The sequence below is a fragment of the Achromobacter maghribensis genome (assembly GCF_057334215.1).
On sequence record NZ_JBHFII010000039.1, the window covers coordinates 2,655 to 14,677 of the forward strand.

Below are 12,023 nucleotides of genomic sequence, written 5' to 3' on the forward strand. Positions count from 1 at the left end.
GTGCGGCCGCCAGGGTGGCGGGTCGCCGTCGGGCGGCTTGCCGACGCTTGCGGTTGACCCATCTTCCATTTGCTGCTCCGTCCTGTAAGTCCAATGATGTGGGGGCCGCATGATGCGCCCCCCACTTAAGCACCGCTTGCCGCGTTACTGGGCGACAGCATTCGCCGCGGGGTTGGCGACGGCAGGCGTCGCGGTGTTGGCGGCAACCGGCGCCGCCGTCGTCGCAGCGCCCCCGGGCTTGTTCGACAGACCCCATACCCAGGCCGTCAGCACTTTGATCTGCTCGGGGTTCAGGATGTGTTCGTGCGCCGGCATGCGGTTGTCGCGACCGTCCAGGATCGTCTTCACGATCGTGGCTTCCGAACTGCCGTACAGCCACACGTCGTCCGTCAGGTTGGGCGCGCCCAGCAGTGGGTTGCCCTTGCCGTCCACACCGTGACAGGCCACGCAGTAGTTGCCGAACTCGCGCTTGCCGCGGAAGACACGGATGTCGTCCGAGGTCAGGCCGGACAGCGAACGCACGTACTGGGCGATATCGCCGGCCGTCTTGGCATCGATGGCGGCCTTCCAAGGCGGCATCACGCCGTGGCGCCCCTTGGTGATGGTCTCCATGATGATCTCGGGCGAGCCGCCGTAGAGCCAGTCGCCGTCGGTCAGGTTGGGAAAGCTGGGCCCGCCCTTTGCGTCCGAACCGTGGCACTGCGCGCACGTGTTCAAGAACAGGCGCTGCCCCATGTCCAGGGCGGCCTGGTCTTGCGCTACCTGCGGCACCGTCATGGTTTCGAAGCGCGCATAGATCGGACGCACGGCCTCGGCCATCTTTGCCTGATGCCGCGCGACTTCCTCCGTGCTGCTGTAGCCCAGTTGGCCCTTGTAGGAACCCAGGCCCGGCATGAAGAACAGGTAGCCCAGCGCGAACACGCACGCCAGCAGATACATCCAGGTCCACCAGGTGGGGACCGGATTATTAAGCTCGGTCAGATCGCCGTCCCAGACGTGGCCGGTGTCTTCGACCTGGCCGCTGGCCGGCTTGGTGCTGAGCCAACGGCGCTGCGTGTACAGCAGCCACAGGCACCAGACCACGCCGCCCACCGCGACGACCGAGATGAAATATCCCCAGAAGCCATTTACGAAATCGCTCATGACCGATTCGCTCCATCTTGTTGTTCCTGGCCGAACTCGTCGGGCAGGGCGAACGGCAGCATGGCCGATTCGCGGTTGGCGCCCTGGCGGCCGCGCGAGCAGGCCCACCAGACGATGCCGAAAAAGGTTGCCATCGAAATGGCGGTGACGATCGCGCTCAGGTAGCCCACCATGATCAGCCTCCCGTTGCCGCTTGCGCGGCGGGTTGCGCCGCCGACTGCGCGGTCGGCTGAGCGGCCTTCTTCGTGTCTTCGGCCTTTTTGGCATCTTCGGCCAGCTTGGCCTGGGCCTTGCGCACGCCTACGCCCAGCGCTTGCAGGTAGGCAACCAGTGCGTCCTCTTCCGTCTTGCCTTCGATGGCCTTGGGTGCGGCCTCGATGTCGGCGTCGGTGTAGGGAACGCCCAGGGCGCGCAGCGCCCGCATGCGCTCGGCCACGTTCTGGCCGGTGATGACCGTTTTTTCAAGCCACGGATAGGCGGGCATGTTCGACTCCGGCACCACCTTGCGCGGATCGCGCAAGTGGATACGGTGCCAGTCGTCGGAGTAGCGCTCTCCTACGCGTGCCAGGTCCGGGCCAGTGCGCTTGGAGCCCCACAGGAACGGATGGTCGAAGACCGATTCCGCCGCGGTCGAGTACGAGCCGTAGCGCTGCACTTCCGCGGCCAGCACGCGTACCTGCTGCGAGTGGCAGCCGACGCAGCCTTCACGGATGTAGACGTCGCGGCCCATCAGCCGCAACGGGCTGTAGGGTTCCACGCCTGCGACGGGCTGGGTCGTGCTGTGCTGGAAGAACAGCGGAACGATCTGGACCAGGCCCGCGAAGGACACCACCAGGATGCTCGCGATGATCATCCAGCCGATGTTCTTCTCAAGCGTCTGGTGAGAAAAGAAGCCAGGTTTCTTGTTGGCCATGATGTCCTCGTCAAACAGTAGCCGGCTCGGCGGTCGCAATGACCGACGGGCGAGCGGCATGGGGATCGTCTTGCGGAATGGCGGGGTTGACCGGTTGCGCACCGCGCACCGTCATCCACACGTTCCAGGCCATGACGAACACGCCGGACAGGAACAACGTGCCACCCAACAGTCGGATCAGGTAGTACGGAACGCGCGTCTTCAGTTCTTCGACGAAGCTGTAGACCAGCGTGCCGTCGGAAGCGGTATCGCGCCACATCAGGCCCTGCTGCACCCCGGCGATCCACATGGCGGCGATGTACAGCACCACGCCGATGGTCGCGATCCAGAAGTGCAGTTCGATCGCCTTCACGCTGTGCATCTTTTCGCGGCCATACAGGCGCGGGATCAGGTAGTACAGGGAACCGAACGAAATCATGGCGACCCAGCCCAGCGCGCCGGAGTGCACGTGGCCGATGGTCCAGTCCGTGTAGTGCGACAGCGCGTTGACCGTGCGGATCGACATCATCGAACCTTCGAAGGTCGACATGCCGTAGAACGACAGCGCCGTCACCATGAACTTCAGGATCGGGTCGGTACGCAGCTTGTACCAGGCGCCCTGCAACGTCATGATGCCGTTGATCATGCCGCCCCAGGAAGGCGCCAGCAGAATCAGCGAGAACGTCATGCCCAGCGACTGGGTCCAGTCGGGCAGCGACGTATACAGCAAGTGGTGCGGGCCCGCCCACATGTACGTGAAGGCCAGCGCCCAGAAGTGGACGATGGACAGACGGTACGAATAGATCGGACGGCCGGCCTGCTTGGGCACGAAGTAATACATCATGCCCAGGAAGCTGGTGGTCAGGAAGAAGCCCACCGCGTTATGGCCGTACCACCACTGCACCATGGCGTCCTGTACACCGGCGTAAGCCGAGTACGACTTCCACAACGACACCGGCATTTCGATGTTGTTGAAGATGTGCAGGATGGCGATGGTAAGGATGTACGAACCGAAGAACCAGTTGGCCACGTAGATGTGCTTGGACCGGCGCTTGATGATCGTGCCGAAGAACACGATGGCGTAGGCCACCCAGACCAGCGTGATCAGGATGTCGATCGGCCATTCGAGTTCGGCGTATTCCTTGCTGCTGGTGAAGCCCATCGGCAGCGTGATCGCCGCGGCGACGATGACGAGCTGCCAGCCCCAGAACGTGAAGGCGGCCAAGGGGCCACAGAACAGGCGTGCCTGACAGGTGCGCTGGACGACGTAGTACGACGTCGTGAACAGCGCGCTGCCGCCGAAGGCGAAGATCACCGCGTTCGTGTGCAGCGGGCGCAGGCGGCCGTAGCTCAGCCATGCGATGTCAAAGTTCAACTGAGGCCAAATCAGCTGCGCGGCGATAAAAACGCCCACAGCCATGCCGACAATGCCCCAAACCACCGTCATGAGCGCGAACTGCCTCACGATCTTGTAGTTGAAGGTATCGGCCTTGCTTGCGATTGCGGCGCAATCGTTCATCACCCTTCCCCTAAAGTAACAAATAGCTCCAGGCTCAGATGATGGGACTAGTCACACAAGTCGGCGTTGATATGGATCAAGCGCCAGCTGGCCGGGCGGGGAACGCGGCGCGGGCACAACGGAACAGCAACGTTATCTACGAATGTTGCAGACGACGCGACGCAAAAACGGGTGGCGGCCCGTTTGTCGGGGTTGCGGCGCGGCGGCGCTCAGCTGCGGCTGGCGGGGCCGCTGTCGTCGTCGCGCAGGATGGCCGTTCCGGCGTTGTCGGTGTCGTCGTACTGACCGTTGAACACGGCCCACCACAGCGATATGCCGATGGCCAGCACGAACAGCAGGGACAGCGGCAGCAACAGGTACAGGATGGTCATTGCGCGGCTTCCAGCATGCCGGAAGTGGTGGCGTCGCCGGACCAGTCGGTGCGGCACAGGCGCCAGGAGTTGTAGGCCACCGCCAGCGATGACACCAGCATGGTGATCGCGGCCAGCCATGGCGTGACCCACCCTACCAGCGCCAGCGGGGTCATGAGCAGGTGCCAGACCAGCGACCCGTAGAGGTTCTGGCGGGCCTTGTGGCGCGCCTGCTGCAAGAGCGCGTTCAGCGCGGCGTCGGACATGGTGGGATGCGCCGCCAGCGCCGAGTGCGCCGACGCCATGGCGGTGGGCACCGCCATCGACATGGCGCAAGGGCAGCTCATGACGAGCAGCGCCACCATCACCGGAATGCTGTGCGCGGGATCGATATAGGCCCAGGCGGCGGCCGCGGCCAGCGCAAGGGCCACCTGCGCCATGACAAAGCGGGATGCCAGCCGGTCGGCGCGGGCGCCCAGGTCCAGGCGCTGGGCCTCGACCCGTTCGTGCCGCCGGCCGCCCGACGCGCCGCCGAAGGACTGGCGGGCGCAGAGTTCCAGATAGCGTGCGGTCAGCAGGAAGGCCACGAACATCGTGACCGAGTCGAAATAGACCTCGCCACGGCCCGTCCAGGTGGCGTGGACGCTGGGGATGAAGGCGGCGACGATGCCAAGCGCCACCGGTACGTCCATGCCGGCGCGGCCGTGGCGCAGGTTGTCGCCGGCATGGCGCCAGATGGGCCAGGCCGAATACAGCACCACGGGGATGGTCAGCGCGAAGCTGGCCCAGTTCATCAGGACGATGGCCCAGTCCAGCGTTTCGAGGGCGTCGGCGGGCATGCTGTCGTGCCGGAGATAGCCGGGCCACGCGAACATCATGACCTGCATCATCGCCAGCCAGGCCAGCGACAGGCGCACCAGCGCATGACGGCGCTGCTGGCGGTCGGCATCGGACAGGCACGCGGGGACGGCGAAGATCGATTTTGCTCGCATGCGCCGATGGTACCCAGCGCTGCGGATGCACGCCTTGATCTGGATCAAGGCGCTTTGCCCCCCTGCACGGGAAGCAAACCGGCGGCGGGATCAGGGGCGCTGCTGACGCAGCACGCCCACCACGGCGCGCATCAACGCGGCCAGTTCGTCCTCGGGGATGGTCAATGCCGGCGTCAGGTAGACCACATTGCCAAACGGACGCACCCAGACGCCGGCCTCGACCAGCCGGCGCTTCAGCGCTTCGCGGTCGGCGATGGCGTCCAGTTCGACCACGCCGATCGCGCCCAGCACACGCACGTCGCGCACCCAGGGCAAATCGCGGCAAGGCGCCAGGCCCGCCGCGAGCGCGGTCTCAAGCGCCTGCGCCTGGGCGAGGCGGGGCTCGGACTCGAACAGGTCCAGCGATGCATTGGCCGCCGCGCAAGCCAGCGCATTGCCCATGAAGGTGGGCCCGTGCATCAGTGCGTGCGCCGGATCGTCGGACCAGAACGCATCGAACACCCGATTGCTGGCCACGGTGGCGGCCAGGGGCAGCGTGCCGCCCGTCAACGCCTTGGACAAGGTGATGATGTCGGGCCGGATGCCGGCCTGCTCGAACGCGAACATCGTGCCCGTGCGCCCGAAGCCCGTGAAGATCTCGTCGAAAATCAGCAGCAGGCCGTGGCGGTCCGCCAGCCGGCGCAGGCGGCGTAGCACTTCAGGGCCGTGCAGCAACATGCCGCCCGCGCCCTGCACCAGCGGCTCGACCAGGATGCCCGCCAGTTGCGGCGCGCGCGTCTCGAGGAAGGTGTCCAGCGCCGCCATCGCGGCCTCGTCTCGGGGCAGGTCGACGATATCGTGTTCGGCCAGCATGCCCCGGTACAGGCTGTGCATGCCCTCTTCAGGGTCACACACCGCCATGGTGCCAAACGTGTCGCCGTGGTAGCCGCCACGAAACGCCAGGAAACGGCTGCGCCCGCGTTCGCCCTGGTTCAGCCAGTATTGCACCGCCATCTTCATGGCGACTTCGACCGCCACCGAGCCCGAGTCGGTATAGAAGACCCGGTCCAGCCCCGGCCCCAGCAAGCCGGCCAGCCGGCTCGCCAGTTTCAGCGCGGGTTCGTGCGTAAGTCCGCCAAACATCACATGCGGCATGGCGTCCAGCTGCGCCCGCACCGCCTGGGCGATGTGGGGATGGTTGTAGCCATGGCAGGCCGTCCACCAGGACGCCACGCCGTCGATCAGGCTGCGCCCGTCGGCCAGTTCCAGCCGGCTGCCGTGGCTGCGCACGACCGGCAGCGGCGGCGTGGCCGTCTTCATTTGGGCATAGGGAAGCCAGATATGGGGCTGGCCCTGGGCCACCCAGTCGGGCGTGTGCATGATGGACTCCGCAAAAATTGGCGGCGGCCCGCGGGTTTCCAAGGGGTGTGTCCCCCGGGAAACCGCCGCGCGCGCCTCCACTACAATGGCCCGCATTCTACGGCCTGGCGCGGGCGCCCCCCCTGCCCGGCCGCTGCCGGATCGATTGATGTCAAAGCTGGATTCCCTGTTTTCCTCCGAGTTGGCCGCCGCCGACGACCGCCGCGTGCGCCGCCGCCTTCGCACCGCCTCGGCCGCGCCGCCGGGCCGGATCGTGCTGAATGGCGCGCCCGTGCTGAATTTCTCAAGCAACGACTATCTGGGCCTGTCCAAGCATCCGCTGCTGGTTGAACGCGCCCGGGAATGGGCCGCGCGGCATGGCGCCGGTGCCCAGGCCTCGCGCCTGGTCTGCGGCAACCTGGATCTGCACGAGCAAGTGGAAGCCAAGCTGGCCCGCCTGAAGGGCACGGAGGCCGCGCTGCTGCTGGCTTCCGGTTGGCAGGCCAACGCCGCCGTCCTGCCCGCGCTACTGCGCGCGGCCGCCGCCCGGGGCGAAGTTGAGCTATATGCCGACAAGCTGAACCACGCCAGTTTGCATCATGGCTGCCAGGCGGCCGGTGTGAAGCAAATCCGCTTTCGGCACAACGACCTGGACCACCTGGAGCGCCTGCTGGCGGCCAGAGCCGAAACGGGGCCGGATAAGTCCGTTGCCAGGTTCATCGTCACGGAAAGCGTATTCAGCATGGACGGGGACCGGACCGATGTTGCCCGGCTGGCCGCTCTGGCCGACCGTTATCAGGCGTTCGTCTATCTGGATGAGGCCCACGCCACCGGCGTGCTTGGCCCTGGCGGCATGGGGTTGGCCGGATTGGCGCCCGGCCACATCGATCTGGCCATGGGCACGTTCAGCAAGGCGCTGGGCGGATTCGGCGCCTATGTGGCCGGATCCCGCGCGCTGTGCGACTACCTGATCAATACGTGCTCCGGATTCATCTACACCACGGCGTTGCCGCCTGCCGTGCTGGGCGCAATGGACGCCGCGCTGGACCTGGTGCCCACGCTGGACGCCGAGCGCGCCCGGCTGGAGGCGGCGGGCGATTACTTGCGCGCCGCGCTGCAGGGCCTGGGGTTGGACACCGGCGCCTCGTCCACGCAGATCGTGCCCGCCATCGTGGGCGACGAGGGCCGCGCGCTGGCGATGGCGGCGGACCTGGAGTGCCGGGGATTGCTGGCCGTGGCGATCCGTCCGCCCACGGTGCCCGCCGGCACCAGCCGGCTGCGGGTGACGCTCAGCGCCGCCCACCGCGACACCGATGTGGAGCAACTGATCGCCGGGTTTGCGGCGGCACTGGCATGACCGAGGCCCGCGCCCTGCCCGCGCGCCCCACCCTGCTGTTCGTCCACGGCTGGGCCTTCGACGCCTCGGTCTGGGCGCCGCTACGCGCCGCGCTGCGCGATTGGCCCCACCTGGTCGCCGACGCCGGCTACTTCGGGCCGGCCTGCTTCCCGAAGATCGATGGCCCGGTCATCGCCATCGGTCACTCGATGGGCGTGCTTCGATTGCTGCGCGAGCTGCCGGCGGGTTGCATCGGGCTAGTGTCGATCAACGGCTTCCCGCGCTTCGGCGCCGGGCCGGACTTCGACGCCGGCGTGCCGCGCCGCATGCTCGACCGCATGGTGAAGCGGCTGTCGGCCGATCCCGCCGCCGTCTTGCAGGAGTTCCGCCAGCGCTGCGGCGACGCCTCTGCCTTCGGCGAACCCCGGCTGGCGCCATTGACGCAAGACCTGCAGGCCTTGCGCGACGAAGACCAGCGCCACGCGCTGGCCGCGCTAACGGTTCCCCTGCTGGTCTTGACCGGACAGGATGACCCGATTGTTCCGGCATCGATGACGCAGGCGGCCTTCGACGGCGGTCCGGACAGCGAGCGGCATGAACGGGAGCAAGCCGGTCATCTGTTGCCGGTGTCGGATGCGCCGTGGTGCGCCCGTCATATCGCCGGATTCATCCGCCGATTGACCCGAGCCCCGCGCGATCCGCAAATCGCCGCCCGCTTCGGCGCGGCCGCGCTCCGCTATGAAGACCATGCCCCCATCCAGCGCGTTACGGCGGAACGGCTGGCCGCCGATATCGCCCGGCTGCGCCTGCCCCCCCGCCCGCGCATCCTGGAGATCGGCTGCGGCACCGGGTTGCTGACCCAGGCGCTGGCGCGCCGCCTGGGCCCCGCCGACTGGACGGTCACCGACATCTCGCCCGCCATGCTGGATACGGCGCAGCGCGGGCCGGCGCTGCCCGGCACGGCCCGTTACCAGGTACTGGACGGCGAGCATCCCCCTGCGCTGGCAGGCCCTTTCGATTTGATCTTCTCCAGCCTGGCCGTGCAGTGGTTCACGGACCTTAACGCGGGTTTGGGCCGCTTGGCCGCCCTGCTGGCGCCGGGCGGCCATCTGGCCGTGGCGACCCTGGCCGATGGCACCTTCGACGAATGGCACGCCGCGCATCACGCCGCAGGCCTTGTGGCCGCCACGCCACGCTACCCCGCGCGCGCCGCCATCCGTCCGGCCATGGGTAATCTGGCCGGTGGCGTGCGCAGCGAACGGCTGATACAAGATCATCCTGACGGCCTGACTTTCCTGAAGGGGCTGAAAGGCATCGGCGCCACCACGCCGGCCCCGGGTCGCGCGCCGCTGGGGCCGACCGCGCTGCGCCGCGTGCTGGCGGCATTTGACGAACAAGGAGCCACGGTGACGTATCACCTGGCCTACGGTATGTGGAAAAAAACGACGCAACGCCCCATGGGGGTTTTCGTGACCGGCACGGACACCGGCATCGGCAAGACGCTGGTGTCGGCCATCCTGGCACGCGCCTGGGATGCCGACTACTGGAAGCCGGTGCAGACCGGCGTGTCCGAAGAACCCGGCGACACCGAAACCGTCGCGCAATTGGCCCGGTTGCCGCCCGAACGCCTGCACCTTCCCGCCTACGTGCTGCAGGCGCCGCTTTCGCCCTGGGCCGCCGCCACGCTGGAGGACACGGTGGTTGACGCCACCACCATCGTGCCGCCGGCGACCCGGGCCCCGTTGATCGTGGAAGGCGCGGGCGGCCTGTACGTGCCGATCGACGACACGCACATGATGATCGACCTGATCGCCCGCCTGGACATGCCGGTGGTGCTGGCGGCGCGCAGCGGCCTGGGCACCATCAACCACACGCTCTTGAGCCTGGAGGCGCTAAAGCGCCGGGGCATCCCCGTGCTGGGCGTCATCATGAGCGGCCCGCTGTCTGCCGGCAACAAGGAAGCCATCGAACGCTTTGGCGACGTGCGCGTGCTGGCCGAGATTCCGCCCCTGGCCAACGTGGACGCCGCCGCCGTCGACGCGCTGGCGCGCGACATTCCCCCGTTGCAGGAATGCCTGGCGGCATTGGGCGGGGCACCGGCAGTGGCCGAGTAGCCCCGGCGCCTTATCCCAGCGCGCCGCGGTCCCGCAGGGCCGCCACGCGTTCTGGCGAGATGCCCGCTTCTTTCAGCACCGCTTCGCTATGTTCCCCGAAGGCGGGCGCGGCGCGCGGGCTGTCGGGCTGGCTGCGACCGAATTTGATGGCCTGCGCGAACCCCCGGTAACTGCCCACCACGGGATGCGCGAACGTCGCCACCATGTGTTCGGCCTGCACCTGCGGGAAGTCGAACATGTCTTCCACGCCGCGCGCAGCGGCGCAGGGGACTTCTTCGCCGAACCAGGCCTCCCATTCCAGCGCGGTGCGCGCGCGCAGCGCCTCATGCAGGCGCGGCACGATCTCGTCGCGGTGTTCGGCGCGCTTGCGCACCGAGTCGTAGCGTTCATCGGCGGCAAGCTCCGGCAAGCCGGTCTTGGCGCACAGCGCCTGCCAGAAATGCGGCGTATTGGCCGAGATGTACAGGTAGCCTTCGCCCGTGGGATGAATGCCCGTGATGCCGCCCGACCGCATGTCCCGACCGATATCGCGCGGTTCGCCTTCCGCCCAGACCAGCCTTGCCGATTGCAGGGCCAGCGCGCTGCGCAACAGCGAAACGCCCACGAACTGGCCGCGACCGCTGCGTTCGCGTTCATATAGCGCCGACGCCACGCCGGCGGCCACCATGGACGAGGCGTAGTAGTCCACCACCGATCCGTACAGGATCTCGGGCGGGCCCTCGGCCTTGCCCTGCAGGGCGCACATGCCGGTCATCGTCTGCAATACCTGGTCGTAGCCCGCCTTGTCCTTCAAGGGACCGGTTTCGCCATAGCCCGTGACGGCGCAATAGATCAGCCTCGGGTTGATCTGGGCCAATTGCTCGTATGCGATGCCCAGGCGCGCCGGCACGCTGGGCCGGAAGTTGTGCACGAGTACGTCGGCCTGGCGCGCCAATTCATGCAGCACCGCCAGCGCATCGGCGTTTTTCAGATCAAGAACCAGTCCGCGCTTGCCACGGTTCACGCCCAGGAAGGCGCGGCTCTCGGCATCCAGCGTGGACGGGTACTTGCGCAGGTTGTCACCACTGGGAGGCTCGACCTTGATAACGTCCGCCCCCTGATCGGCCAGCAGCGTGCAGCCATACGGCCCGGCGATATAGGCGCTTAAGTCCAGCACGCGCACGCCTGTCAGCGGACCGCCCGTCGATTGCAGCGCGGGGGCCATCATTGCGCCTCCGCCGCGTTGGCGCTGTTCGAAGCGTCCGTAAGGCCCAACCCGGCCGCCGCCCGCAACACCGCTTCGGCGCGGCGCAGGAATGGGCCGTCGATCATCCGCCCATCCACCACGAACGCCGCCGTGCCCTTGGCCGCCGCTTCCCGCGCGGCCTGCACCACCCGGCCCGCATGCGCGATCTCTTCATCGGTGGGACGGAATGCCGCATTGGCCAGTGGCACCTGACGCGGATGGATGCAGCTCTTGCCGATATAGCCCAGGCTGCGTGCCAGTTCCGCCTCGGCGCGGTAGCCGGCTTCGTCTTCGATATTGGCGAAGGCGGAGTCGTAGGCAAACACGCCCGCCTCGGCCGCCGCCATGCGCAGCGCGAACATCGCCTGCTGCACCGCCGCCGGTTCGCGGCGCGCGATGCCGGCAGGTTCGAACAGGTCGCCCAACCCCAATTGCAGGCCCGCCACGCTGGGATGCGCCGCCGCCAGGCTGGCTGCGCGGCGCAATGCGCGCGGCGACTCAATGTTCAGCAGCAAGCCCACGGGGCCTTCCACGCCATTGGCGCGGCACGCTTGCTCGACCGCGCTGGCTGCCGCCACCACGTCGGCCTCGCGCTCCGCCTTGGGCAGGTTCACCAGATGCAACCCCGGCCGCACGACGGCCTGCACGTCGGCATGAAACTGTCCAGAATCCAGCGCGTTGACACGAACGATCAGCGTCTTGCCCGATGCGGCGGCTTCGGGCGCCGCCAGCAAGCGGGCCAGATGACCACGCGCCTCATCCTTGCGCGACGGCGCCACCGCGTCCTCCAGGTCGAACGACAAGGCGTCGGCGGTGCCCGCCAGCGCCTTGGCGAACAATTCGGGGCGCGATCCGGGTACGAACAGTTTGCTTCTCATGCTTGGCACTCAGGAAATCAGGGTTGATGCGGAGACGTCGTCTACTGGATGGAAATGTTGCGGTCGCGGGCCACCTGCTTCCACTTGGCGGCATCGGCCTTTACCAGTTCAGCGAATTGCGGCACGGTCAGTTCGGCCGGCACGGCGCTTTCTTCCGCGAACATGGCGCGCATCTTCTGGTCGTTGACGATGCCGCGGATCTCGGCGTTCAGCTTGTCCACCAGGGAAGCGGGGGG

At 67.4% G+C, this 12,023-nt stretch carries 11 protein-coding genes and 1 pseudogene; 2 read left to right on the forward strand and 10 right to left on the reverse strand.

Annotated features, from left to right (window positions below):
• Window positions 1–144: 144 nt before the first annotated feature.
• The 7 genes from ccoP to ACE039_RS15650 all read right to left on the reverse strand — a co-directional run bounded on the left by ccoP (window position 145) and on the right by ACE039_RS15650 (window position 6,255).
• On the reverse strand, window positions 145–1,143 hold the full coding sequence (gene ccoP, locus ACE039_RS15620) for a cytochrome-c oxidase, cbb3-type subunit III (protein WP_485822763.1): 999 nt from the start codon (window positions 1,141–1,143) through the stop codon (window positions 145–147).
• A complete protein-coding gene (locus tag ACE039_RS15625; protein WP_105556505.1) occupies window positions 1,140–1,316 on the reverse strand; it encodes a cbb3-type cytochrome oxidase subunit 3 in 177 nt (58 codons plus the stop codon). The genes ccoP and ACE039_RS15625 overlap by 4 nt, the downstream gene beginning before the upstream one ends.
• A gap of 2 nt (window positions 1,317–1,318) precedes the next feature.
• Complete coding sequence (gene ccoO, locus ACE039_RS15630) at window positions 1,319–2,056, reverse strand: cytochrome-c oxidase, cbb3-type subunit II (RefSeq protein WP_485822764.1); 738 nt, start codon at window positions 2,054–2,056, stop codon at window positions 1,319–1,321.
• A gap of 10 nt (window positions 2,057–2,066) precedes the next feature.
• Window positions 2,067–3,554: a cytochrome-c oxidase, cbb3-type subunit I gene (gene ccoN, locus ACE039_RS15635; RefSeq protein ID WP_313459623.1), complete on the reverse strand. Its 1,488-nt coding sequence runs from the start codon at window positions 3,552–3,554 to the stop codon at window positions 2,067–2,069.
• Between the two features lie 209 nt (window positions 3,555–3,763).
• On the reverse strand, window positions 3,764–3,925 hold the full coding sequence (ccoS, locus tag ACE039_RS15640) for a cbb3-type cytochrome oxidase assembly protein CcoS (protein ID WP_313459621.1): 162 nt from the start codon (window positions 3,923–3,925) through the stop codon (window positions 3,764–3,766).
• Window positions 3,922–4,896, reverse strand: coding sequence for a P-type ATPase actuator domain-containing protein (locus ACE039_RS15645; RefSeq protein ID WP_105556622.1), 975 nt, complete (start codon window positions 4,894–4,896; stop codon window positions 3,922–3,924). Before ACE039_RS15645 ends, ccoS begins: the two co-directional genes overlap by 4 nt.
• Window positions 4,897–4,986: 90 nt before the next feature.
• Window positions 4,987–6,255, reverse strand: coding sequence for an adenosylmethionine--8-amino-7-oxononanoate transaminase (locus tag ACE039_RS15650; RefSeq protein ID WP_485822765.1), 1,269 nt, complete (start codon window positions 6,253–6,255; stop codon window positions 4,987–4,989).
• A gap of 148 nt (window positions 6,256–6,403) precedes the next feature.
• Here ACE039_RS15650 and bioF point away from each other — a divergent pair, with 148 nt between their 5' ends.
• Together bioF and bioD are read left to right on the forward strand one after the other, a co-directional pair.
• Window positions 6,404–7,591: an 8-amino-7-oxononanoate synthase gene (gene bioF / locus ACE039_RS15655; protein ID WP_485822766.1), complete on the forward strand. Its 1,188-nt coding sequence runs from the start codon at window positions 6,404–6,406 to the stop codon at window positions 7,589–7,591.
• Window positions 7,592–8,247: 656 nt separating this feature from the next.
• Window positions 8,248–9,684 carry a dethiobiotin synthase gene (gene bioD, locus ACE039_RS15660; protein ID WP_485822861.1) on the forward strand — a complete coding sequence of 479 codons (1,437 nt, stop codon included), beginning with the start codon at window positions 8,248–8,250 and terminating at the stop codon, window positions 9,682–9,684.
• Window positions 9,685–9,694: 10 nt separating this feature from the next.
• Here the strand turns inward: bioD and ACE039_RS15665 are convergent, their stop codons facing one another.
• From ACE039_RS15665 to ACE039_RS15675, 3 genes and pseudogenes are all read right to left on the reverse strand, one after another.
• Window positions 9,695–10,891 carry a CaiB/BaiF CoA transferase family protein gene (locus ACE039_RS15665; RefSeq protein ID WP_485822767.1) on the reverse strand — a complete coding sequence of 399 codons (1,197 nt, stop codon included), beginning with the start codon at window positions 10,889–10,891 and terminating at the stop codon, window positions 9,695–9,697.
• Entirely contained in the window at window positions 10,888–11,787 is a 900-nt protein-coding gene (locus ACE039_RS15670) for an HpcH/HpaI aldolase/citrate lyase family protein (RefSeq protein ID WP_485822768.1), read from the reverse strand. Before ACE039_RS15670 ends, ACE039_RS15665 begins: the two co-directional genes overlap by 4 nt.
• A gap of 41 nt (window positions 11,788–11,828) precedes the next feature.
• Window positions 11,829–12,023, reverse strand: a pseudogene (locus ACE039_RS15675) (tripartite tricarboxylate transporter substrate binding protein); the annotation flags it as partial.